This window comes from Streptomyces sp. NBC_01264, assembly GCF_026340675.1.
Classification (GTDB): domain Bacteria; phylum Actinomycetota; class Actinomycetes; order Streptomycetales; family Streptomycetaceae; genus Streptomyces.
In genome coordinates, this window is sequence record NZ_JAPEOX010000002.1 from 1,691,572 (window position 1) to 1,716,542 (window position 24,971).

General features: G+C 70.6%; 15 protein-coding genes and 2 pseudogenes. 8 read left to right on the plus strand and 9 right to left on the minus strand.

The features are described 5' to 3' along the window. Window positions 1-69: 69 nt before the first annotated feature. Complete coding sequence (locus OG435_RS40675; protein WP_266885103.1) at window positions 70-1,389, minus strand: ROK family protein; 1,320 nt, start codon at window positions 1,387-1,389, stop codon at window positions 70-72. A gap of 184 nt (window positions 1,390-1,573) precedes the next feature. Between OG435_RS40675 and OG435_RS40680 the strand changes: the two genes are divergently transcribed. The 4 genes from OG435_RS40680 to OG435_RS40695 are packed head-to-tail and all read left to right on the plus strand — an operon-like array spanning window position 1,574 to window position 6,174. Continuing rightward, complete coding sequence (locus OG435_RS40680) at window positions 1,574-2,890, plus strand: ABC transporter substrate-binding protein (protein WP_266885105.1); 1,317 nt, start codon at window positions 1,574-1,576, stop codon at window positions 2,888-2,890. A gap of 13 nt (window positions 2,891-2,903) precedes the next feature. Next, entirely contained in the window at window positions 2,904-3,899 is a 996-nt protein-coding gene (locus tag OG435_RS40685; RefSeq protein ID WP_266885107.1) for a carbohydrate ABC transporter permease, read from the plus strand. 40 nt (window positions 3,900-3,939) lie between these two features. Continuing rightward, window positions 3,940-4,779, plus strand: coding sequence for a carbohydrate ABC transporter permease (locus OG435_RS40690; RefSeq protein ID WP_250740628.1), 840 nt, complete (start codon window positions 3,940-3,942; stop codon window positions 4,777-4,779). Between the two features lie 18 nt (window positions 4,780-4,797). Then, complete coding sequence (locus tag OG435_RS40695; RefSeq protein WP_430625825.1) at window positions 4,798-6,174, plus strand: GH1 family beta-glucosidase; 1,377 nt, start codon at window positions 4,798-4,800, stop codon at window positions 6,172-6,174. 578 nt (window positions 6,175-6,752) lie between these two features. Here OG435_RS40695 and OG435_RS40700 read toward each other — a convergent pair. Then, the gene (locus OG435_RS40700) at window positions 6,753-6,983 is read right to left on the minus strand and encodes a hypothetical protein (protein WP_266885111.1); all 231 of its coding nucleotides are present in this window, start codon (window positions 6,981-6,983) and stop codon (window positions 6,753-6,755) included. A gap of 176 nt (window positions 6,984-7,159) precedes the next feature. On the opposite strand from OG435_RS40700, the gene OG435_RS40705 reads away from it, so the two are divergent. The 4 genes from OG435_RS40705 (at window position 7,160) to OG435_RS40720 (ending at window position 15,900) form a co-directional block, all read left to right on the plus strand. Continuing rightward, window positions 7,160-9,370: a discoidin domain-containing protein gene (locus tag OG435_RS40705; RefSeq protein ID WP_266885113.1), complete on the plus strand. Its 2,211-nt coding sequence runs from the start codon at window positions 7,160-7,162 to the stop codon at window positions 9,368-9,370. Window positions 9,371-9,474: 104 nt separating this feature from the next. After that, a complete protein-coding gene (locus OG435_RS40710) occupies window positions 9,475-11,649 on the plus strand; it encodes a discoidin domain-containing protein (RefSeq protein ID WP_266885115.1) in 2,175 nt (724 codons plus the stop codon). Window positions 11,650-11,805: 156 nt separating this feature from the next. Then, window positions 11,806-14,241 carry a glycoside hydrolase family 3 C-terminal domain-containing protein gene (locus OG435_RS40715; RefSeq protein ID WP_266885117.1) on the plus strand — a complete coding sequence of 812 codons (2,436 nt, stop codon included), beginning with the start codon at window positions 11,806-11,808 and terminating at the stop codon, window positions 14,239-14,241. 192 nt (window positions 14,242-14,433) lie between these two features. After that, the gene (locus OG435_RS40720; RefSeq protein ID WP_266885119.1) at window positions 14,434-15,900 is read left to right on the plus strand and encodes a zinc-dependent metalloprotease family protein; all 1,467 of its coding nucleotides are present in this window, start codon (window positions 14,434-14,436) and stop codon (window positions 15,898-15,900) included. 518 nt (window positions 15,901-16,418) lie between these two features. On the opposite strand, the gene OG435_RS40725 is transcribed toward OG435_RS40720, so the two are convergent. The 7 genes and pseudogenes from OG435_RS40725 to OG435_RS40755 form a co-directional block, all read right to left on the minus strand. Further along, entirely contained in the window at window positions 16,419-17,066 is a 648-nt protein-coding gene (locus OG435_RS40725; protein ID WP_266885121.1) for a hypothetical protein, read from the minus strand. Between the two features lie 169 nt (window positions 17,067-17,235). Beyond that, window positions 17,236-18,223, minus strand: a pseudogene (locus tag OG435_RS40730) (TIGR03842 family LLM class F420-dependent oxidoreductase). A gap of 35 nt (window positions 18,224-18,258) precedes the next feature. Next, window positions 18,259-19,194, minus strand: a pseudogene (locus OG435_RS40735) (amidohydrolase family protein); the annotation flags it as partial. A gap of 72 nt (window positions 19,195-19,266) precedes the next feature. Beyond that, a complete protein-coding gene (locus tag OG435_RS40740) occupies window positions 19,267-20,319 on the minus strand; it encodes a cytochrome d ubiquinol oxidase subunit II (RefSeq protein ID WP_266885123.1) in 1,053 nt (350 codons plus the stop codon). Further along, complete coding sequence (locus tag OG435_RS40745; RefSeq protein WP_266885125.1) at window positions 20,316-21,794, minus strand: cytochrome ubiquinol oxidase subunit I; 1,479 nt, start codon at window positions 21,792-21,794, stop codon at window positions 20,316-20,318. The genes OG435_RS40740 and OG435_RS40745 overlap by 4 nt, the downstream gene beginning before the upstream one ends. Window positions 21,795-22,051: 257 nt before the next feature. Then, the gene (locus OG435_RS40750) at window positions 22,052-23,680 is read right to left on the minus strand and encodes an MFS transporter (protein WP_266885128.1); all 1,629 of its coding nucleotides are present in this window, start codon (window positions 23,678-23,680) and stop codon (window positions 22,052-22,054) included. Window positions 23,681-23,940: 260 nt separating this feature from the next. Further along, on the minus strand, window positions 23,941-24,954 hold the full coding sequence (locus OG435_RS40755; protein ID WP_266885130.1) for a TIGR03842 family LLM class F420-dependent oxidoreductase: 1,014 nt from the start codon (window positions 24,952-24,954) through the stop codon (window positions 23,941-23,943). Between the last annotated feature and the right edge of the window lie 17 nt (window positions 24,955-24,971).

The following is a 24,971-nucleotide window of genomic DNA, read 5'->3' on the forward strand; positions in this document are numbered from 1 at the left end:
TCCATCACCCGACCCGCCATCCGGCCCGCCACCCGGCTCACCGCGCGGGCCGCGGGGTGGGCCGGAGCTTCAGTGCGCGGCCCGCTCCTGGAGGGTGGTGCGCCAGGCGGGCAGGGGCTCCTCGCGTTCGGGTTCGACGTGGTGGCCGCCACGGGCGAAGAAGTCGGCGAGCGGCAGGATGCCCGCGCCGACGGTGACGGCGTCGGGGCCGAAGGTGCCCAGGTCGACGCGGACGTTGGCCGCCGGGTACGACAGGGCGTAGGAGGTGGCGTAAGACCGTACGGAGTCCAGGAAGCGGGTGCCGAGCTGCAGGCCGGCCCAGCCGCCGACGAGGATGCGTTCGGGCTGGAAGAGGTTGATCAGGTCGGAGAATCCGGCACCGAGGTACTCGGCGGTCTCCTCCAGGACGGCCAGGGCCGTCGCGTCGGCCCTTGGGGTGGCGCCGTCGGCGCCCGGCGAGGGGTAGGCCGCGGCGAGCATCGCGGTCAGGGCGGTCTCCTCGTCGGCGTCGGCCGGCGGGCGCCCGCCCGCCTCGGCCCAGCGTTCCAGGAGCGCTTCGGCGCCCGCGTACGCCTCCAGGCAGCCCTGCGCGCCGCAGCGGCAGCGGCGCCCGCGAACCCGCACGGTCAGGTGTCCCCACTCGATGGCGCGGCCGGTGCGGGTGTCGTCGCTGACCACGCAGGCGCCGACGCCGGAGCCGAAGAGCACGACGACGGCGTTGTGCGCCCCGCGTCCGGCGCCGAACCACATTTCGGCCTGGCCGAGGGTCTTGGCCCCGTTGTCGATGTAGTACGGGACGCTCTCGGGCAGCAGGTGGGAGTCGCGCAGCATCCGCTCCAGGGGGACCGCGTCCCAGCCGATGGTCTGGCCGTGGACGACGGCGCCGTCGGCGGTCCTGGCGACGATGCCGGGGACACCGATGCCGACGCCGAGCAGCCGCTCGGGTGCGATGCCGGCCGATTGCAGCACCTCGGCGATGCCCTCGCGCAGGTGGCGTACGACGACGGCGACGTCGTAGCGGTCGGTGCGGCGGGGTCCAGCCACCTCCAGGGGCCGCTCCACGCGGGCGAGCTCGGTCAGGGTCAGGTCGAAGAGCTCGATGCGGATGCGGGTCTCGCCCACGTCCACGCCGATCATGTAGCCGCTGTCCGGGCTGACGCGGAGCAGGGTCCGGGGGCGCCCGCCGGCCGACTCGACGCTCCCGGCTTCCTCCACCAGCCCGTCACTGACCAGCTCCGCGACCACGTTGCTGATCGAACCGGAGCTCAGGCCCGTGGCGGGGCCCAGGGAGAAGCGGCTCAGGGGACCGTCGAAATACAACCGTTGCAATACGGCGGTCCGGTTCTCCCGCCGCAGGTCACGCACTGTCCGGCCGCTGCGTACTCGCACTCTGTCCCCTGTCATCGATGCCCGTACCTGCAAGATACCTGCGTGAACGCTCTTGACGAGTGCTTCGCTTGAGGTTTAACTCACATCCTAAATTAAGCCATGTGGTTTTGGGGGCGCACCGCGGAACGTCCGCCCCCCACCCCGCAGTCGGCATCCCGTTCCTTCCTGAAAGGCCCATGGAGCCATGCGCAGAATCAGAGTCGCAGCGGTAGGCGCCGTCACCCTCTCCCTCGTCCTCGGGGCGGCCGCCTGTGGCGGTGGCTCCACCAACGGGAGCGGGTCCAACGAGCAGCCGAAGACGCTGACCTACTGGGCCTCCAACCAGGGAGCGAGCCTGGAGGTCGACAAGCAGGTCCTCCAGCCGGAGCTCGACAAGTTCGAGAAGCAGACGGGCATCAAGGTCAAGCTCGAGGTCGTGCCGTGGGGCGACCTGCTCAACCGCATCCTGACCGCGACCACCTCCGGCCAGGGCCCCGACGTACTGAACATCGGCAACACCTGGAGCGCCTCGCTGCAGGCCAGCGGCGCACTGCTCCCGTGGGACGCCAAGAACTTCGAGAAGATCGGCGGCAAGGACCGCTTCGTGGACTCGGCGCTCGGGTCCACCGGCGTCCAGGGCCAGGACCCGGCGGCCGTGCCGCTGTACTCCATGGCCTACGCGCTCTACTACAACAAGAAGGCGTTCGCCGACGCCGGCGTCACCAAGCCGCCGACCACCTGGGACGAGGTGATCGCCACCGGCAAGCAGCTGACCAAGGACGGCAAGGCCGGGCTCGGTGTCGAGGGCTCCAACCTGTCGAACAACATCCACCAGGTCTTCGTCCTGGGCAAGCAGCACGGCGCGGACTTCTTCACCGCCGATGGCAAGGCCGACTTCACCTCCGACGGCGCGGTCAAGGCCGTGAAGCAGTACGTGGACCTGATGGCCGACGCGCAGATCGTCGCCAAGGGCAACGCCGAGTACTCCCAGAACCAGTCACTGAGCGACTTCGCCAAGGGCAAGACCGCCATGGTGCTGTGGCAGACCGCGTCGGCCACCTTCGCCGCGCAGGGCATGAAGGAGGACGAGTGGGGCGTGGTCCCCGCCCCCGTGCAGTCCGGCGCACCGGGCACGGGCACGTCCACCAACTCCATGGTGGCCGGCATCAACATGGCCGTCTTCAAGAACACCAAGAACATCGACGGCGCCACGAAGTTCGTGAACTTCATGACCGGTGACGAGGAGCAGAAGGTCCTCAACAAGGCCTACGGCTCCATCCCGCCGGTCAAGTCCGCGCAGACGGACCCCGCGTTCAACACCCCCGGCCTGGCCGTCCTGCGCGACACGCTCGCCAAGAGCGCCTCCGCCCTCCCGCAGGTCCCCGAGGAGTCGCAGTTCGAGACGGTGGTGGGCACCGCGGTCAAGGAGCTCTTCGCCGACGCCGCGGCCGGCCGCCCGGTGACGCTGGAGTCGGTCAAGGCCAAGCTCGAGAAGGCCCAGCAGCAGATGCCCAAGAAGTAGGCACGGACACCTCATGACCACCACCGCACCCCCTCCCACGGGCAAGCGGACGGTACGGAAGAACCACCCCGGAGCGGCGCCCCGCACGCGCCGCCCCGGGCGGCTCCGCCGCATCTCCCTGCCGTACCTGCTCCTGCTCCCCGCACTCGTCCTCGAACTCCTGGTCCACCTGATCCCGATGGTCATCGGCATCGTCGTCAGCTTCAAGGAGCTCACCCAGTTCCACCTCCGCGACTGGGGCAACGCGCCCTGGTCCGGCCTGGACAACTACTCCCTGACCGTCGACTTCGACGCACCGGTCGGCGAGGCACTGCTGAGCTCCTTCCTCACCACGTGCCTGTTCACCTTCTTCTCCGTGGGCCTGTGCTGGCTGATCGGCACGGCGGCCGCGATCTTCATGCAGGAGACGTTCAGGGGCCGCGGCATCCTGCGCACCATCTTCCTGGTGCCGTACGCGCTGCCCGTCTACGCGGCCGTCATCACCTGGGCGTTCATGTTCCAGCGCGACAACGGCCTGGTGAACCACGTCATCCACGACCAGCTCGGGCTCACCGACAGCCCGCCGTTCTGGCTCATCGGCGACAACGCCTTCGTCACCCTGCTGGTCGTCTCGGTCTGGAAGGGGTGGCCCTTCGCCTTCCTCGTCATGATGGCCGGCCTGCAGAACATTCCCCGCGAGATCTACGAGGCCGCGGCACTGGACGGGGCCGGCGTCTGGCAGCAGATCCGCCGCATCACGCTCCCCTCGCTGCGCCCGGTCAACCAGGTTCTGATCCTGGTGCTGTTCCTGTGGACGTTCAACGACTTCAACACGCCGTTCGTCCTGTTCGGCAAATCGGCGCCGGCGTCCGCCGACCTCATCTCCATCCACATCTACCAGTCCTCGTTCCAGACCTGGAACTTCGGCACCGGATCCGCGATGTCCGTCCTGCTGCTGCTGTTCCTGCTCGTGGTGACCGGCCTCTACCTCCTGTTCACCTCCCGAGGAAGGAGCGCCACCGATGCCTAGGCACACTCAGGCGGTTCAGTCCCGGTCCTCCCGGTCGCCGATGGCGCCCCCCAAGTCGTTCCTCGTGAGCCGGCTGGTCTTCCTGACGCTCCTCACCGGGTTCGTCCTGCTGCCCGTGTACGTCATGATCTCCAGCTCGCTCAAGCCGCTGCAGGACGTGTCGGGGAAGTTCCAGTGGATCCCCTCGGGCCTCACGGTCCAGCCGTACTTCGACATCTGGAAGACCGTCCCCCTCGGCGACTACTTCATGAACTCGCTGATCGTGGCCGGTTCGGCGACCGTGTTCTCCGTGGTCATCGCGATCTTCGCGGCCTACGCCGTCAGCCGCTACTCCTTCCGCGGCAAGCGGGTCTTCACCGTCACGGTGCTCTCGACGCAGATGTTCCCCGGCATCCTCTTCCTGCTGCCGCTGTTCCTCATCTACGTCAACATCGGCAACGCCACCGGGATCGCACTGTTCGGCTCGCGCGCCGGGCTGATCCTCACCTACCTGACGTTCTCGCTGCCGTTCTCGATCTGGATGCTGATCGGATACTTCGACTCGGTCCCCCGGGACCTCGACGAGGCCGCCAAGGTCGACGGCTGCGGTCCGCTCGGCGCGCTCTTCCGCGTCATCGTGCCCGCCGCGATCCCCGGCATCGTCGCCGTCGCCGTCTACGCCTTCATGACGGCCTGGGGCGAGGTCCTGTTCGCCTCGGTGATGACCAACGACGCGACCCGCACCCTCGCGGTGGGCCTGCAGGGCTACTCGACCCAGAACGACGTGTACTGGAACCAGGTCATGGCCGCGTCGCTCGTCGTGAGCCTGCCCGTCGTCGGCGGCTTCCTCCTCCTCCAGCGCTACCTCGTCACCGGCCTGACCGCCGGCGCCGTCAAGTAGCCGGCAGCCCTCCTCCCCATGCTCTTCGAAAGGCTTGCTGTGTCGGATTCCATTGACCTCGGCGCCTTCCCCCAGGACTTCGCCTGGGGCACGGCCACTTCCGCGTACCAGATAGAGGGAGCCGTCAAGGAGGACGGCCGGGGGCCGTCCATCTGGGACACGTTCTCCCACACCCCGGGCAAGATCGACAACGGCGACACCGGTGACGAGGCCTGCGACCACTACCACCGGTGGCCCGAGGACATCGCCCTGATGAAGCGGCTCGGCACCAACGCCTACCGCATGTCGATCGCCTGGCCGCGCATCGTCCCCGACGGCTCCGGACCGGTCAACGCCCGGGGCCTCGACTTCTACGACAAGGTGATCGACGGGCTCCTGGAAGCGGGCATCACCCCCTCGGTGACCCTCTACCACTGGGACCTCCCCCAGGCCCTGCAGGACCGCGGCGGCTGGACCGTCCGCGAGACCGCAGAACACCTGGCCTCCTACACCTCCGTCGTCGCGGAGCGCCTCGGCGACCGCGTCACCCAGTGGGCCACCCTCAACGAACCGCTCTGCTCGGGCTGGATCGGCCACCTGGAAGGCCGCATGGCCCCCGGCCTGACCGATCTGACCGCCGCCGTCCGCGCCTCCTACCACCTCCTGCTGGGCCACGGCCTCGCCACCGAAGCCATCCGTGCCGCAGCACCCGGCGCGCAGATCGGCCTCGTCACCAACCACTCCACGGTGGTACCCGCCTCGGACTCCCCCGAGGACCTCGCCGCCGCCGTCCGCATGGACGGACACACCAACCGCTGGTGGCTCGACCCCGTATACGGCCGCGGTTTCCCCGCCGACATGCGGGAGCTGTACGGCGTCGAGCTGCCCGAGCGTCCCGGCGACCTGGAGACCATCGCCGCGCCCCTCGACTGGCACGGCCTCAACTACTACTTCCCCGCCACCGTCACCCACGACGCCGACGGCCCGGTCCCCTTCGCCCGCGAGGTCCGCCTCCCGGACGTGCCGCGCACCGGCCTGGACTGGCAGATCGACGCCAACGGCATCGAATCCCTCCTCCTGCGCCTGACCAACGACTACGGCGTGCGGAAGCTCTACGTCACCGAGAACGGCTCCGCGTTCCCCGACACCGTCGGCCCCGACGGCGCGGTCGACGACCCCGAGCGCACCGCCTACCTCGAACAGCACCTGGCGGCCTGCGCCCGCGCCGCCCGCCAGGGCGCCCCGCTGGCCGGCTACTACGCCTGGTCCCTGGTGGACAACTTCGAGTGGGCCTACGGCTACGACAAGCGCTTCGGCCTCGTCCACGTCGACTACGCGACCCAGCGGCGCACGGTGAAGACCAGCGGCCACCGCTACGCGGACATCGTCCGCGACCACGGCCGCCTCGGCGCATAACCGAACGGCCTGCCCGCCCCCGCCGCATTCCCTTACCCGCAGGCCCGTACGCCTCGCAGGCCCGCACGGGTCGCAGGCCCGCACGCCCGTACGCCCGTAGGGCTCGCAGGCCCGTACGCCCGCAGGGCTCGCAGGCCGTCCCCACCCACGCAGAACGCCCGGCCGGCACGCCCGGCCGGGCGTCCGGGCGTCCCGGACGTACGCCCCTCCACCCCGCTCCCGGCGATCACTTCCCGCGGCGCGCACGAGGGGGAGTTCCGCCGACGGCCGGCTTCCGGCACTGCGCCCAGCGGGAGGCCCACCTCCCCCAGGCGCCTCGGGCGCCCCTGCGCCGCGGCGAAATATCCGGAACGCCCCCTGTCATATGCCTACCGGCCCGCCCGTTCCGGTGCCTATGGTGTGGCTCCGGACCATCCCGGGCCCAGCGCCCTCCCGGCTCCCCACGGGAGGGCTGCCGTGCGTCCGCGTGCGGGCCCGGCCCCGCCCGCCCCCGTGTGCGTGCCCGGCCACGGCGAACGGGCCCGGCGTCATGGCGGGCGCAACTCCCCGCCCCCGCCGCGCCCCGGCGCGGCCCCGCGTCACCCCTCCCCGTCCGGCCCGCCTCCCCAGACCGCCGGCCCGCCGCCGCGCCACACGACCGGCGGCCAGTCCTCCTCGTCGAGCCAGCCGGCCCTCCGCAGGAACTCGGCCACGTCGGACATGCCGTGGGCCACGCCGAGCACCGAATCGGTGCCGTGGACGTGCGCCGTCACCCGCCGGCCACCGGCGGCGGCGACGGGATGGACGGTGACCTGCGTCTGATCGGCCATGCGTCCAGCGTGCGCGGGCCCGGCCGGTCCAGCACCCCGAGCGGGCCGCCGACCCCCACCCCTCGGAACTTAATGAAAGACGAAAGAAAAGGCGTCAAGCTCCTTGACCCGTCGATCGCGTTACGGGCAAGGTCTGGAGAGCGCTCTCCCGTTTCAGGTTCGTTAAAGGAGCACCGATGCCTGCTACCGGCATACCTGTCGACGCGTCGCCACGCGGCCGACGCCCCGTCTCCCCCCGGAGGGGAATCGCCGGGGCGATCACCACCGCCCTCTTCGGCAGCCTGCTCGCGCTGGCACCCTCGTCCCCCGCCGCCTCGGCCGAGCCGGCCCCGGTGTCCCAGGGCAAGGCGGTCACGGCCTCCAGCCAGGAGCACTACGGCACCCCCGCGACCGGCGCCGTCGACGGCGACAACGGCTCGCGCTGGTCCAGCGCCGCCTCCGACTCCCAGTGGCTGCAGGTGGACCTCGGGGCCACGACCGAGCTGAGCAAGGTCGTCCTGCAGTGGGAGGCCGCCTACGCCAAGGCCTACCGGATCGAACTGTCCACCAACGGCACCGACTGGTCCACCGCCCACTCCACGACCACCGGCGCCGGCGGCACCGAAACCGTGAACATCACCGGGAGTGCCCGCTACGTCCGCATGCAGGGCGTCACCAGGGCCACCGGATACGGCTACTCACTCTGGGAGTTCAAGGTGTTCGCCGCCACCGGGGGCGACGGCGGCGGTCCGACCCTTCCGGGCGGCGGCGACCTGGGCCCGAACGTCCACATCGTCGATCCCTCCACGCCCGGTATCCAGGCCAAGCTGGACCAGGTCTTCCAGGAGCAGGAGTCGGCGCAGTTCGGCAGCGGCCGGCACGCCTTCCTCCTCAAGCCGGGCACGTACGACAACATCAACGCCCAGATCGGCTTCTACACCCAGATCGCCGGCCTCGGCCTGCGCCCGGGCGACACCACCATCAACGGTGACGTGACGGTCGACGCGGGCTGGTTCAACGGCAACGCGACCCAGAACTTCTGGCGCGGTGCGGAGGGCCTGACCGTCAACCCGGTCAGCGGCACCAACCGGTGGGCGGTCTCGCAGGCGTCCTCCTTCCGCCGCATGCACGTCAAGGGCGCGCTCAACCTGGCGCCGAACGGCTACGGCTGGGCCAGCGGTGGCTACATCGGCGACTCCAAGGTCGACGGCCAGGTCGGCAACTACTCGCAGCAGCAGTGGTACACCCGCGACAGCACCATCGGCGGCTGGTCCAACAGCGTGTGGAACCAGACCTTCTCCGGCGTCGAGGGCGCTCCGGCCACCGGATTCCCGGAGCCCCGCTACACCACGCTCGACACCACGCCCGTCTCCCGCGAGAAGCCCTACCTCTACCTCGACGGCAGCGAGTACAAGGTGTTCGCGCCGGCCAAGCGCACCAACGCCCGTGGCACCACCTGGGCCAACGGCACCCCGCAGGGCGAGTCCGTCCCGCTCAGCCAGTTCTACGTGGTCAAGCCCGGCGCCACCGCCGCCACGATCAACCGGGCGCTGGCCCAGGGCCTGAACCTGCTGTTCACGCCCGGCGTCTACCACGTCGACCAGACCGTCAACGTGAACCGCGCGAACACCATCGTGCTCGGCCTCGGCCTCGCCACGATCATCCCGGACAACGGGGTGACCGCGATGAAGGTCGTCGACGTGGACGGCGTCCGTCTCGCCGGTTTCCTGATCGATGCCGGACCGGTCAACTCGCCGACCCTGCTGGAGCTCGGACCGCAGAACTCCTCCGCCGACCACGCCGCCAACCCCACCACCGTGCAGGACGTGTACGTCCGCGTGGGCGGGGCGGGCGCCGGCAAGGCCACCACCAGCGTCGTCGTCAACAGCGACGACACCATCGTCGACCACACCTGGGTGTGGCGCGCCGACCACGGCGAGGGCGTGGGCTGGGAGACCAACCGCGCCGACTACGGGGTGCGGGTGAACGGTGACGACGTCCTGGCCACGGGCCTGTTCGTCGAGCACTTCAACAAGTACGACGTGGAGTGGTTCGGAGAGCGCGGCAAGACGGTCTTCTACCAGAACGAGAAGGCGTACGACGCCCCGAACCAGGCCGCCATCCAGAACGGCGCCACCAAGGGCTACGCCGCCTACCGGGTGGACGACTCGGTGACCACCCACGAGGCGTGGGGCCTGGGCAGCTACTGCAACTACAACGTGGACCCGAACATCCGCCAGGACCACGGCTTCAAGGCCCCCGTCAAGCCGGGGATCAAGTTCCACAGCCTCCTGACGGTGTCGCTCGGCGGCAACGGCCACTACGAGCACGTCATCAACGACACCGGCGCGTCCACGGTCCCCGCGGGCACCTCGACGGTTCCCTCCACGGTGGTCTCCTTCCCCTGAGCCGCCCGGCCTCCCCCACCGGTTCCGCCCACCCGGCGGGGCCGCCCACGACACCCCGGGCCCAGCCCAGGGGCACTCCCCCGCAACTGACCTCAGGAGCCGCAATGTTCCCCCCTCCCAGCACCAGAACGGGTCCCCGTCGCACGCGCGGCGCTGCCGCCCTCGTCACCCTGGGCGCACTCTTCGCGTCCTCGCTCACCCTGGCCGGCGCCCCCACCGCGGTCGCCGCCGAAACCCTGCTCTCCCAGGGCAAGCCGGCCACCGCCTCCTCCCAGGAGGGCGAAGGCTATTCCGCCGCCGCCGCGTTCGACGGGAACCTCACCGGCACCCGCTGGGCCAGCCAGTGGCGCGACGCCGAATGGATCCAGGTCGACCTCGGGGCCAGCCGCAGCCTCAGCCGGGTCGTCCTCACCTGGGAGGGCGCGTTCGGCAAGAACTACGAGATCCAGGTCTCGGACGACGGAACGAACTGGCGCACGGCCAAATCCGTCACCGGCGGCGACGGCGGCACCGACGAGATCGCCATCTCCGGCAGCGGCCGCTACGTGCGGATGAACGGCCTGGTCCGCTCCGGCGGTTACGGCTACTCGCTCTGGGAGTTCCAGGTCTACGGCGCCACCTCGACGGAACCCCCGGCCCAGGGCGCGGTCCGCGTGGCCGGCTCCCAGGGCAACTGGCAACTGACCGTCGGCGGGCAGCCGTACACGGTCAAGGGCCTCACCTGGGGCCCGTCCTTCGCCGACGCCCCGAAGTACATGCCGGACGTGAAGTCCATGGGCGTCAACACCATCCGCACCTGGGGCACGGACGCGTCGAGCAAGCCGCTGCTCGACACGGCCGCGGCGAACGGGGTCCGGGTCATCAACGGGTTCTGGCTGCAGCCCGGCGGCGGCCCCGGCTCGGGAGGCTGCGTCAACTACGTCACCGACGCCGCGTACAAGAGCAACATGCTGACCGAGTTCGCGAAGTGGGTGGACACCTACAAGTCGCACCCGGCCACGCTGATGTGGAACGTCGGCAACGAGTCCGTCCTCGGCCTGCAGAACTGCTACGGCGGCACCGAACTGGAGGCGCAGCGCAACGCCTACACCACGTTCGTGAACGACGTCGCCAAGAAGATCCACACCATCGACCCGGACCACCCGGTCACCTCGACCGACGCCTGGACGGGCGCGTGGCCGTACTACAAGCGCAACTCCCCGGACCTCGACCTGTACTCGATGAACTCCTACGGCGACATCTGCGGGGTGAAGCAGGACTGGGTGGACGGCGGCTACAACAAGCCCTACATCATCACCGAGACGGGCCCGGCCGGTGAGTGGGAGGTGGCCAACGACGCCAACGGCATCCCCGAGCAGAAGACCGACGTCCAGACCGCCGAGGGATACACCACCGCCTGGAACTGCGTCACGGGTCACCAGGGCGTGGCCCTGGGCGCCACGATGTTCCACTACGGCATCGAGCACGACTTCGGCGGCATCTGGTTCAACCTGCTGCCCGACGGGCTCAAGAGGCTCTCTTACTACGCGGTGAAGAAGGCGTACACCGGGTCGACCGCGGGCGACAACACCCCTCCGGTCATCGGCAACATGGTCGTCGACAAGGCCTCGCAGGCACCGGCCGGCCGGGAGTTCACCGTCCGCGCCAACATCAGTGACCCGCAGAACGACCCCCTGACGTACAAGGTCTTCCTCAGCGGCAACTACGCGAACGGTGACAAGCGCCTGGTCGAGGCGCAGTGGCGTGCGACGGGGAACGGGACCTTCGCGGTCACCGCTCCCGAGAAGCTCGGGGTCTGGAAGGTGTACATCCAGGCCGAGGACGGCCGCGGCAACGCGGGCATCGAGACCAAGTCGGTGAAGGTCGTCGCCCCGCCGGTGAGCGGCACCAACGTGGCGCTGAACAAGCCGACCACCGCCTCCTCCGCGCAAGCCTCCTACGGCGACTGCCCCTGCCCCGCCGGCAACGCCACGGACGGCAACACCGCCACCCGCTGGGCCAGCGACTGGAGCGACCCACAGTGGATCAGCGTCGACCTCGGAGCCTCCAAGGCGATCCGCACCCTGCAGCTGGTGTGGGACCCCGCCTACGCCAAGTCCTACGAGGTGCAGCTCTCCGACGACGGCACCAACTGGCGCACGGTGCACACCACGACGACCGGCAACGGTGACATCGACACGATCAACGTGTCCGCGAACGCCCGCCACGTGCGACTGAACCTGACCGCGCGCGGCACCGGCTGGGGCTACTCCCTGCACGAGTTCGGCGTCTACAGCTGACCCGCTGATGGCGCGGTACCCGGCCGTACCGGCGGTACTGAACGCGGAGCACCGGCCGACCTGACCCGGTCGGCCCTCCGTACGGGCCCGGCTCTCCCCGTCTCCACGACGGGGGGAGCCGGGTCTTCTCCTTCGGATGACGTGAATGGGGTGGCGATGAGCGAGGACACGCTCGATCGACTGCTGGAGAAGCTCGATCTGGTGCAGAAGGTGCGGCTGCTGTCGGGGGCCACGACCTGGCGCACGGCCGGCGAACAGGCCGTCGGCCTGCGCGAGATGGTGACATCCGACGGCCCCGCCGGGGTACGGGGAGAGGCCTGGGACGAGCGGCTGACCTCCGCGCTGCTGCCCTCGGCGTCCGCGATCGGCGCGCTGTGGGACGAGGACCTGACCGGGGAACTGGGGGGTCTGCTCGCCTCGGAGGCGGTCCGCAAGGGCGTGGACATCGTCCTGGCGCCCACGCTCAACCTGCACCGCACTCCGCTGGGCGGCCGGCACTTCGAGTGCTTCTCGGAGGATCCCGTACTGACGGGCCGTACGGGCGCCGCGCTGATCCGGGGCATCCAGGCGGCGGGGGTGGCGGCCACGGCCAAGCACTACGTGGCGAACGACTCCGAGACCGGACGCATGCACGTGGACGTACGGGTTTCCGAGCGGGTGCTGCGCGAGGTGTACCTGGCTCCGTTCGAGGCCGCCGTCGAGGCGGGCGTATGGCTGGTGATGGCCGGCTACAACGGCGTGAACGGCGCGACCATGACGGCCAGTCCGCTGCTCGCGCAGCCCCTCAAGGGCGACTGGGGCTTCGACGGGGTGGTGGTCTCCGACTGGGGCGCCCTGCGTTCGGCCCGGGAACCGGCCCTTGCCGCGCTCGACCTGGCGATGCCGGGACCGCAGGGGCCGTGGGAGGCCTCCCTCGTCCGGGCCGTGCGGGACGGCCACGTCCCCGAGGAGGCCGTGGACGAGAAGGTGCGGCGCCTGCTGCGACTGGCCGGGCGCGTGAGCGCGCTCGAACCGGTCCGGCGCCCGCGCGCCGCGGAGTTCGGGCCCGAGGACACGCGGGCCCTGCTGCGCCGCACCGTGGCCGCGGGGTGCGTGCTGCTGACCAACCGCGAGGTGCTCCCGCTCGATGCGGCGTCCTTGGCGAAGGTCGCCGTCATCGGGGTGCACGCCGCCTCCCCGCGGGTGCAGGGCGGAGGCAGCGCCGGGGTGTTCCCCTCGCGCGTGGTCACCCCCCTCGACGGGATCCGCGCCCGGCTGGAGGGCCTGGCCGAGGTCGTGCACGTACCGGGTCCGGGACTGGGCGTTCCCCCCGCGCCCCTCGCCGCCGACCGGTGCAGCGACCCCCGGTCGGGGGAGCCCGGTGTGCTGCTGCGCCTGCTGGACGAGGCGGGCCGCGAGCTCCACGCGGAACACCGGTTGTCCGGGAACCAGTTGGAGCCGCCCGTCGGTCCCGCGGCGCGGACCGTGGAGATCAGCGCGCTCATCCGGCCGGGGGCGACGGGCGAATGGACCTTCGGCATCGCCGGGTTCGGCCGCATGAGCCTCACCCTCGGCGAACGGCCCCTCTTGGACGGCACGTTCCCGTGCACCACCGACGACCCGGCCATCGTCCACGTCAACCCGCCCCTGCACACGGTGCGGGCGACCCTGGACACGACGCGGCCCGTGCTCCTGACGGCCCGGCGCGAACTGGTCCCCGGCGCCGGGCGCGCCACGATCGTCGCGGCGGCGCCGCCGGAGCCCGATGCGGCGGCCGCGCTCGCCGAAGCGGTGCGGGCGGCCCGCGACGCGGACGCCGTCATCGTGGTCGTGGGCACCACCGAACACACCGAGACCGAGGGGTACGACCGCGCCGGCCTCTCCCTGGGCGGCCACCAGGACGCCCTGGTCCGCGCCGTGGCGGCGGTCAACCGGCGCACGATCGCCGTGGTCAACAGCGGTGGCCCGGTCGAACTGCCCTGGCGCGACGAGGTGGGTGCCGCCCTCCTCGCCTGGTTCCCGGGACAGGAGGCCGGAACCGGGCTCGCCGACCTCCTCTTCGGGGACGCCGAGCCGGGCGGCCGCCTCCCCACCACCTGGGCGGCCGCCCTGAACGACGCCCCGGTCACCCACGCGCATCCCGTCGACGGCCGTCTCACCTACGGCGAAGGCCTGCACATCGGCCACCGGGCCTGGCTGCTCGACGGCAGGGAGCCCGCCTACTGGTTCGGTCACGGCCTGGGCTACACCACCTGGGAGTACGGGACGGTGCGGGCCCCGGCCGACGTCGCGGAAGGGTCCCCGTTCACGGTGCGCGTTCCGGTACGCAACACGGGCGCCCGGCCCGGCCGTGAGGTCGTGCAGGTGTACCTCGCCCGCCCGCACTCCACCGTCGAGCGGCCCGTCCGCTGGTTCGCCGGCTACGCCGTGGTCCACGCGGAACCCGGCACGTCGGCGACCGCCGTCGTAGAGGTACCGGCGCGGGCACTGCGGCACTGGTCGCCGGCCGAGGGCGCCTGGCGCACGGAACCCGGGACCTACGAGATCCTGGTCGGCCGCTCGGCCGGCGACCCGGTGTGGAGCGGGGCACTGGAGGTCCGGGGGGCCGGGTGAGCTCCGGCGCCGTCCGGTGCGACCGCCCGGCGGGATCTCCGTACGGGACGGGCGGACGGGCGGGGAGTGTCGTTCGGCCCTACCTTGGCGGCTGCCCGGGTGGCCTGGACGGGCTGAAGGTGATTCCACCCGCGCGGATGGCGATCTTTGGTGTGTCCCCCTCCCCCCCCGCTCGCCCCACGGGAGTCTTTCGTGCGCCATCTGTTCCGTCACGTCGCGATCGCCACGGTGCTGGCCGCGACCGCCCTGCCCGCCGCCGCGGCCGCCGACACCGCACCCTCGCCGGACGCGGCCCGGCCCGTCGTACTGGGGCAAGGACACCTGGAGCTGAGCGCGGCCGACTTCGCGTCGTTCTGCTCACTGGCCACCCGCCAGACCCGCGTCCACCAGATGTCGCTGGCCATGGACCTCAGGCAGGCGTCCGGCGCGACCCGCGCCTACTCCGCCTCGCTCGAGGTGTCCGGTCAGGTCACGCCCGTCGAGGACGCGTCCGGCCGGTCACTCGCCTGGGCCGGAGAGGTCGTCGGGGTGCCCGGCTCCACCAGCTACCTCACCATCAAGGGCGCCTGTACCCCCTCGGCATCCGACGGCGAGGTCCAGGGCTTCGTACGCGCGCCGGGCCACAAGTACCTCATCGGCACGGACGCGCACGACCGGACCCTGGCCGGTGTGACCGACGTCGACCCCGACGCCCTGCCCGCGCCGCAGCCGGACTCCCTCAACCTTCCGGACACCCTGCCGGCCACACCGGAACGGGCCACCGCCCCCCTGACCCCCAAGGCCGCCACCAAGTCCGTCATCGACGTGGCCGTCGGGTACACCCAGGCGGCCAGGAACGGCCTCCAGACCGGGGAGGGCTCCGGTTACCCCTCGTGGTACTGGCGGCCGCGGCAGGCCGAGACCGAGATCCGCACCACCGTGGCACAGATGAACCGGGCGTTCGCCACCAGTGGGGTGAACGCCGAGATCCGCCTCGTGCGCATCTTCGAGGTACCCGCCTTCTACGGCAGTGAGGACCCCGGGGAGGCCCTCAAGCAGATGGACACCGGCACCGGTCCCATCGGCTCGCTCGCCCGCACGGTGCGCGACCAGTCCGGCGCGGACCTCGTCTCGGTGCTGACCAACGTCTCCAAGGGCGACGGCGAGTACACCGCCGGACAGGGAGACCTCCCGCAGAACGAGAACGGCAGCTACACGGCCCCCTCCCGGCAGACCGGCAACGCCGCGTACAGCAGCATCGACGTGTTCTCCGCCATCGACGGCGAACCCGGCTTCGCCCACGAACTCGGCCACAACCTCGGCCTCATGCACGACGAGCGCACCATGAACAGCCAGCTCCAGCCGATCGCGGACGCCAACAACGTCTCCATCGACTACGTCAAGCGCTACCTCAACGTGCCGCCGGTCCCGGCGGGCCAGGGCTACATCACCCCCGACGCCAAGTGGTTCACGACCATGGCCTACAAGGTCACCTGCCAGCCCTACGCCGAGCAGATCAACACCCCGGACCCCAGCTGCCAGTACACCAACACGTACTCCACGCCCCGCCTCAGCGCCGGCAGCACCCTCCTGGGCCAGCGCAACACGGCGGACGCGGCCGCCGCCCTGAACCAGACCACCCCGGCCATCGCCGCCTACCGCACCGCCAGGACCAGCTAAGAGGCATCACCCACAGCGGGCCGGCTCCTGGCGCATCCAGAAGGCCGGGTTCGCCGTGGGCGGTGATCAGCAAGGGAGGATGAGGAGCCTGAATCGCCCACTGCACACGCGCGCATGGGGCGGGTCGTCCATCACGACCGAGTTCCCTCCTCTGGAGAGCCATGAGCTTTGACATCTTCGTGATGCGGTTCGACAAGGGCGAGACGGCTCCGCTGGACATGGCCGTCGCCCACGAGGTCCTCGGCCCCTTCGCGGTGGCGCGGGACCCCGAGGCGGACGTCCTGTGGGTGAGGACGGCGGAGGGCGAGGAGGCTGACGTCTACCTCCACTGTCGCGAGACGAGACCCGGCACCAGTTGCCGGCGGCCATGGTGGACGACTACCCGGTGGTCGTCGCCCGCACCGGCGCGGAGATCGACCGTGCGATCAGGACCGCCTGAACGGACCGTAGACGCCGCGACGGCCCCTTCCCGCTACCGTCGCCCTCCGCGAGCCCGCCGCGTGCCGCCTGGCCCAGGATCACACCGGTTCCAGCAGGACAGCCTGCAGGGTGCCGCTCACGATCGGGGCCTGTGGCAGGGAGAGGCCGAGGAAGTCCGCGACGATGCCCAGCGCCGTGCGGTGTACCTCCCTGTCGTCCCGTTCCGGGTCGGGGAGGCCGGCGGCGGTGAGCAGTTCCTGGAGGCGGGCGGCCGTCGCGGGGTCGCCGTCGACCCCCTGGTAGCCCCACGAGGCGTCCAGGTACAGGTTGCAGGCGCTCAGGAGGCGACCGTCATGGCAGTACTCGAACCGCGGCGGGACCGGCTTGCCGTTCTCCTCCTCGTACTCCAGGAGGCAGACGTGTACGCCGTCACGCGAGACCGGTGCCAGGGGGCCGAACTCGCCCGGCCAGCCGCCGTACGCGACCGCGTACGTCCACTCCCCGGCGCGTCCGAGCCGCAGCCCGATGCCGTCGAAGGGATCGCCGTAGGTGTCGTCCATGAGCTCCAGGAGGGAGTCTCCGGTGTGCTCCCCGACCGCCACGACCATGTGCTCGGCGTCGTACAGGACGGTCGCGGCGAGACGGTCGGCGAGTTCTTCCGGCGACAGCACGCGGGCGAGCACCACGTGGTAGCCCCCGAAGGCGATGGACTGAGGGGCAGCGAGCCAGGTGGTTCCGTCTGTCATGACGGCCATCCTGGCTGCTGCCTCTGACAACTGGGATCGAACCGGACGGCAGCGCCCTGACGCACCTGGAGCAGCACACCTTCGCCACCCTCCTGGCCGCCGACTGCCCGGCGACAACACCCTGTTCTGACGGCGCCGCCGTCACGCCTTTCCCGTCCCGAACGCGGCTTCAGGCGTTCAACGCGGGAATGATCTGCGTTCCGTAAGCGTCGATGGTCGCCTCCCTCGCGTCGTGCATGTCGTAGACGGCGAACTGGTCGACGCCGAGCGCCTGCAGGGCGCGGAGCTTCTCGATGTGGGCCGCGGCCGGGCCCAGGAGGCAGAAGCGGTCGACGATCTCGTCGGGGACGAAGTCGGTGGACGGGTTCCCGGCGCGGCCGTGGTGGCTGTAGTCGTAGCCCTGGCGGGACTCGACGTACTCGGTGAGCTCGTCCGGGACCATCCCGGAGTGCTCGCCGTAGAGTGAGACGAGGTCGGCCACGTGGTTGCCGACCATGCCGCCGAACCAGCGGCACTGGTCGGGCGTGCGCGAGATCGTCCCCCACGTACGCCGGGGCCGCCACGCAGATGGTGATCGCGGCGGGATCGCGGCCGGCCTCCACCGCGGCCTGCCGTACCGCCTTGATCATCCACTCCGTGAGGTAGAGGTCCGCGAGCTGGAGGATGAACCCGTCGGCCTTCTGTCCGGCGAGTGCGAGGGCCTTGGGCCCGTACGCCGCCATCCACACGGGCAGCTTTCCCTCCCGGATCCAGGGGATCCGGATCGGATTGCCGTCCACGAGGGCCTCCCGGCCCTCCGCCAGGTCCCGGATGACGTCGATGGCCTCCCCGAGGCGGGCCAGGGTGTTCGGCGCGCGACCGGCGACCCGCATCGCCGAATCGCCGCGCCCGATCCCGCAGACCGTACGATTGCCGTACATGTCGTTGAGGGTCGCGAAGGTGGAGGCAGTGACCTCCCAGGTGCGGGTGCCCGGGTTGGTGACCATCGGACCGACGTGCATGCGCTGCGTGTTGGCCAGGATCTGGCTGTAGATGACGAACGGCTCCTGCCACAGCACGGCGGAGTCGAAGGTCCAGCCGTTGCGCTCCGCGCGCTTCATGAGGCTGACGACCTGCGAGGCGGGCGGGTCGGTTTGCAGGACGAGACCGAAGTCCATGCATGGCTCCTTGCTGCTGCGTGCGGGCTTACGGCTTACAGGTACTGGCAGGTGGAGCGGGGGATGAAGGCCCCGTGGCCGGCCCGGCCGGTGAACTCGCGCCGATCGATGACGAGTTCACCGCGCGAGAGGACCGTGTCGACGCGTCCGGTGATCCGCTTGCCCTCGTACGCCGAGTAGTCCACGTTCATGTGGTGCGTCTCGGCGGAGATGACCTGCTCGGCGTGCGGATCGTAGGGGACGATGTCGGCGTCGGAACCCGGCGCGATCGTGCCCTTCTGCGGGTAGAGGCCGAACATCCGGGCCGGGGTCGCGCGCGCGATCTCGATCCAGCGGCGGCGGCTGATGTGCCCGTCCAGGACGGCCTGGTGGAGGAGGTCCAAGCGGTTCTCCACACCGGGGAGACCGTTGGGAATCTTGGAGAAGTCGCCCCGGCCCAGCTCCTTCTGGCCCCGGAAGCAGAACGGGCAGTGGTCGGTGGAGACCACCTGGAGGTCGTTCGTCCGCAGGCCCCGCCACAGCGCCGCCGGGTGCTCGCGCGGACGGAGGGGGGTGGAGCAGACGTACTTCGCGCCCTGGAAGTCCGGCTCCTCCAGGTTGTCGGTGGACAGGAAGAGGTACTGCGGGCAGGTCTCGCCGAAGACCGGCAGGCCCTTGTCCCGCGCCGCCGCCAGCTCCGCGACCGCTTCCTCCGCCGAGACGTGGACGACGTAACGAGGTGAGCCGGCCACCCGCGCCAGCTGGATGGCACGGTGGGTGGCCTCGGCTTCGAGGAGGACCTTGCGGACCTCGCCGTGGTGGCGGGGGTCCGTCTCCCCGCGTGCCAGGGCCTGTTCGACCAGGACGTCGATCGCGATGCCGTTCTCGGCGTGCATCATGATCAGCCCGCCGTTGCCCGACGCCCGCTGCATCGCCCGCAGGATCTGCCCGTCGTCGCTGTAGAAGACCCCGGGGTACGCCATGAACAGCTTGAGCACTCTAGGAACCCTCAAAAGCGATCGCAGGCTGTCCATGCTCTCGATGGAGAGGGAGCGGCGGAGTGGTCAGCGGTGCGGGCCCGCATCCCGGTTCACGGCCGTGCGGCGCAGGTCGTCGTCGGCGAGGGGTTGCAGGGCGCCGCTGGTGTCCAGGCGGTAAAGCAGGACCAGCGGCGGTCCGACGAGCACGATCGCGATGACCGTGACCAGGAGCAGCCAGCGCAGTGTCGTCGGTGCTCCGGCCGCCTCGTCCACGGTCAGCGAGGTGGGGATGAGATAGGGGCGCTGGGCCAGCCCCCAGGCGATGACGACGAGGGCGACGCTCCCGACCGCGGTGATCCTCGCCCAGCCCGTGGCCGTGCGGTGGAGCAGCACGGCAGTGGCCGCGGCGCAGGCGGCGGCCGCCAGGACGAAGGCCAGGCCGACGCCGCTGGTGAGGCCGTCGTAGACGTAGCGCGCGTCGTCGTGTGTGACGACGAGGCCGACGGCGGTCAGGACGGCGATGCCCCCGAGACTGCACCAGGCCCGCAGCCGGAAGTACTGGACGAGGTCGGGGGCGTCGAAGCGGCGGGCGTCGGCGGTGAGGAACACCGCCCCCAGGAAGGCGGTCGCGGCGACGGTGAGCAGGCCGCAGAGCACGGAGGTCCCGTTGGACCACGCGTCCGCGGACGCCTTCGTCCCCGGAGCGACCCGGCCCGTGGCCAACCCGCCGACGACCGCCCCGAGGAAGAAGGGCACCAGGAGGGAGGAAACGGCGAAGGTCCTGCCGTAGATCCTGCGGTGCGCGAGGCGTGTCATGGGTTTGCGGAGGGCGAAGCCCGCACCGCGTAGGGCGAGCCCCAGGGCCGCGAGCGCCAGGGGTAGCCACATGGCGGTGAAGAGCGTCTGGAACAGGACCGGAAAGCCCGTCCACATGAACACCAGGACGAAGATGAGCCAGACGTTGTTCGTCTCCCAGACGGGCTCCATGGCGTGGTCGATCAGCCACCGGGGCCGCTTGCCCCGTACGGCGCCGCCCGCGAAGAGGTCCCAGAACCCGGCTCCGTAGTCCGTCCCGCCCGCACAGGCGTAGGCGGCGACCGCACCCAGGAGCACCCAGGCCACGACGTCCTGGATCATCGCCCTCCTCCGTCACCGCGTGCGGAGCCGTGATCGTGATCCGGTGCGGCCGCGACGGTCGCCCGGCGGGGCCCGTAGGGGGCGTCGCTTTCCGGAGTGCCGGCGGCCTGGGCAGCGCCCTCTTGTTCGTCCGCGATCCGCCAGCGGGTGCGCATGGTGAGCAGGACGCCCAGGAGGGTGCCGAAGATCAATGCGTAGACGACGATGACGACGGCGAGCATCGTCCACAACGACGCGGCCCGGGTGTCCGTGACGGCTTCGGACACCCGCATGTTCTCGTACACGATCCAGGGCTGGCGCCCCACCTCGGTGGTGATCCAGCCGCATTCCACCGTCACCAGGCAGGCCACCCCTGCCACGGCGGCGCACCGGAAGAACCACGGGGAACTCGGCAGGTCGCGTCGTCGCCACCAGCACCAGCCGTACCAGAGCGCGAGCAGGAGGAGAGCGCTCCCGATCGACACCATGATGTCGAACGCCCAGTGGGCGATGGTGGCCTGGACCGCCGTGGGGCGGTCGCTCGCGGGGACCGACGACAGGCCCGTCACCCGGGTGTCCGGGCTGAAACCGGCGAGGATCGAGTCCAGTTGGGGGAACTTGAGCCCGCCGGAGACCGTTCCGTCCTCGTGCAGGCGTCCGAACAGGATCTCCGGTTGGTGGGTGCCGGTCTTCCAGACCAACTCGGTGGCGGCGAACTTCACCGGCTGCTCCTGGAACACCGAGCGGGCGATGGAGTCCCCGAGCACGAACTGCACGGGGGTGAGGATCGCGGCGACGGTGAACGGAACGGTGAAGCCGAGCCGGTGGTAGTGGTCACGCCGGCCGCGCAGCCAGCCCACCGCGTAGACCCCGGCCACGACGTAGCCCGCCGTGAGGACGACACCCGCCACGAAGTGCCAGTACTCGGGGCCGAAGATCGGCGTGAAGATCGCCTTGCGGACGTCGATGTCCACGGGGTTGCCGCCCGCGTCGAGCGAGAAGCCGCGCGGCGTGTTCATCCAGGAGTTCGCGGCGATGATGCCGAACGCGCCCATCAGTGCCGTCAGCGGCAGGGGCAGAGCCAGCCAGAAGTGCGTCCACGGCTTCAGTCTCCGCCAGCCGTAGAGGTAGATGGCGATGAGGATCGCCTCCAGGAAGAACGCCCACGCCTCGACCCCGAACCCGAGGCCGAAGACATCGCCCCACCGGCCCATGAGGCCCGGCCAGAGCAGGCCGAACTCGAAGGAGAGCACGGTCCCGGTGACGATGCCGATGGCGAACTGCACGGCCATGACCGCCGACCAGCGCCGCGCGAGCAGCAGGGCGACCGGATCGCCCTTGCGCAGCCCGCGGTAGTGCATCAGCAGGGTGATGGCGGGCAGAGCCACGCCGAAGGGAACGAGCAGGATGTGGGAGGCCAGGGTGAAGGCCATGAGCTGGCGGGCGGGGAGCAGCTGCGCAGGGGTGTCCGCCAGGATCGCGATCGCGCTGTTCATGTGAGGCTCGGCAGTTCGTGTCGGACGGCCGGAGGAGGAACAACGGGCGTTCGGCCACGGTCACTGCTGCTGGCTTCCACTAAACCGCTCCCTGGGTGCTGGCGGGGACACGCAATCCGCGCCACCACGACAGCACCACCGGATTGCCACGGCCCGGTGGCACGACTGCCATTGACCCAATGGGGTGTTCTCCCGAACCGAACGGCTCAACTGGGGTGCGGGAGACACGGTCGGCGCCCGGCTGACCGTAGGGCCTCTCAGGCTCCCGGTCCGCTCGGCCTCTCGGTGGCGGCGGAGGCGGAGGCGGAGTCCTCGGCGTAGTAGCGCCCCAGGAGCTCCCGCTCGGCGTCCCGGTGCGGGAACATGAAGAAGATCAGCATCGCACCCAGGCCGATCGCGGCCAGGCCGACGGTGTACGCCCAGTCGTCGCCGTGGAGGAACGACCGGCGTGCTGCCTCGACGATCTGGTCGGTGTACTGGGGGTGCTGCTGGGCGACCTGCCCGGCGGAGGCGAACGACTTCGTCAGCTCGCTCTGGACCTGGTCCGACACGTCCTTGCTCTCTCGGGAGGTGGCGATCGCCGCGCTGAAGGCCGAGGCGTAGCCGGCGGTGAGGAGCAGCCCCATGATGGACTGCATGACGGCCCCGCCGAGGTCCCGTTGCAGGTCGGCGGTGCCGGAGGCCATGCCGGCCCGCCGCACGGGCACCGATCCGGTCAGCGAGTGGGATGCGGGCGTCCCGGCGAGGCCGGCGCCGATCCCGGTGAGCACGTAGGCGAGGCCGATGTGCCAGTAGCGGCTGTGCTCGCCCCAGAACAGCAGCATCCAGCCGAAGGCGAGGAAGAGGAACGCGTAGCCGATCAGCAGGGTCGTGCGGGCGCCGCGCGTCTCGACCAGCTTCGCGGACCGTGGCGCCACGAGCACCATCATCACGACGAGGGGGAGGATGGCGGCGCCGGCTTCGACGGGGTTGTACCCGAGCACGTTCTGCAGGTACTGCTGGCTGATGAACGCCGATCCCATCATGGAGCCGTACACGATGATTCCCGCGCATGCGGCGACCCAGAACGTGCGCCGTCCGGCGATGTGGAGGTCGTACAACGGGTTGGGGGCCCGGCGCTGACGCCTGAAGAACGCCGCTCCGGCGGCCAGGGCGATCACGGCGAGGCCGACGACCAGGGCTCCCTGGTGGGGGACTGCGGCGAAATTGATCGCCAGTACCAGTCCCGCGATCAGGAGGACGGACAGGATGCCGCCGAGGTTGTCCACTGGTTCGGCCGACTCGTTGACGTGTGCGGGGACGAACAGCAGGGCCATGACCAGTGCGACCACGGCGAGGGGCAGGGTGATCAGGAACACCGATCCCCAGTAGAAGCGTTCGAGCAGTGCGCCCGCGATCACCGGCCCGAGCATGGAGATGCCGCCGCCCAGGGCCGACCACAGCGCGATCGGCTTCGTCCGCCCGGGCCCTGCCCACAGGGCGGTGATCAGCGCCAGGGTGGTCGGGTAGGCCATGCCGGCCGAGAGCCCGCCGAGGATCCGGGCCATCACCAGGACCGTGTCGTTCGGTGCGGACGCGGCGAGCAGGCAGGCGGGGACGGACAGGGCGGTGCCGAGGAGCAGCAGCAGCTTGCGCCCATGGCGGTCGCCGACCGCGCCCAGGTAGAGGACCGATGCGGCCAGGCCGAGGGAGTACCCCACGGCGACCAGGTTCAGCGAGCTCTGGGAGGAGTCGAAGGCCTTCCCGATCGCGGGCAGCGCCACGTTGGCCACCGACAGGTTCAGGTTTGCCACTGCGGCAACGATGATCAGGGACGCCAACACGAGCGATGCCCGCGCCGGGGCCTCACTCGGGACGTCGATGCGGGGCGCGCCGCTTTTCGACATGGAACCTCCGGGGCGGTGTTGGGCGCTGGCGAGAGTCTTGCCTGATCTACCGTGCCGAACGTCGCCCCGTGGGGATGACACGCCCACCGGTCTCGCTGTCGCCGACCATCACGCCGAGTGCCTCGCGGCCGTCGTCTTACAGCGGGAAGTCGCAGTCTGCGGGAGAGGGGGCGGTGCGAAAGAAGTGACTGTCCGCGCGAGAGCCGCCGGCAACCTGTTGCGGGGCCGACCTCCTGGTCGGCCCCGCGCCCTCGCGAAAGTCAGCGGAACGTCGGGATGACGTCGGCGCCGTACGCGTCGATGGTGGCTTCCCGGGCGTCGTGCATGTCGTAGACCGCGAACTGGTCCACGCCCAGATCCCGCAGGGCCCGGAGCTTCTCGATGTGGGCCGCGGCCGGGCCCAGGAGGCAGAAGCGGTCGACGATCTCGTCGGGGACGAAGTCGGCGGACGGGTTCCCGGCGCGGCCGTGGTGGCTGTAGTCGTAGCCCTGGCGGGACTTGACGTACTCGGTGAGCTCGTCCGGGACCATCGAGGAGTGCTCGCCGTAGCGGGAGACCAGGTCGGCGACGTGGTTGCCGACCATGCCGCCGAACCAGCGGCACTGGTCGCGGGCGTGGGCCAGGGCCTGCGCCGAGTCGTCGGCCGTGACGTACGCCGGGGCCGCCACGCAGATGGTGACCGAATCGGGATCGCGGCCGGCCTCCACAGCAGCCTGGCGGACTGCCTTGATCATCCACTCGGTGAGGTAGGGGTCGGCGAGCTGGAGGATGAACCCGTCCGCCTTCTGCCCTGCCAGGGCGAGGGCCTTCGGCCCGTAGGCCGCCATCCAGACCGGAAGTCTCCCGTCCCGGATCCAGGGGATCTTGATCGGGTTCCCGTCTACGACCGCTTCGCGGCCCTCCGCCAGGTCCCGGATGACGTCGATGGCCTCCCCGAGGCGGGCCAGGGTGTTGGGGGCCCGGCCCACGACCCGCATCGCGGAGTCCCCGCGGCCGATCCCACAGACCGTGCGGTTGCCGTACATGTCGTTGAGGGTGGCGAAGGTTGAAGCGGTCACCTCCCAAGTACGGGTGCCGGGGTTGGTGACCATCGGGCCCACGTGCATGCGCTGCGTGTTGGCCAGGATCTGGCTGTAGATGACGAACGGCTCCTGCCACAGGACAGCGGAGTCGAACGTCCAGCCGTAGCGGAAGCCATTGCGCTCGGCGCGCTTCATGAGGCTGACGACCTGGGAGGCGGGCGGGTCGGTTTGCAGGACGAGGCCGAAGTCCATGCATGGCTCCTTGCTGC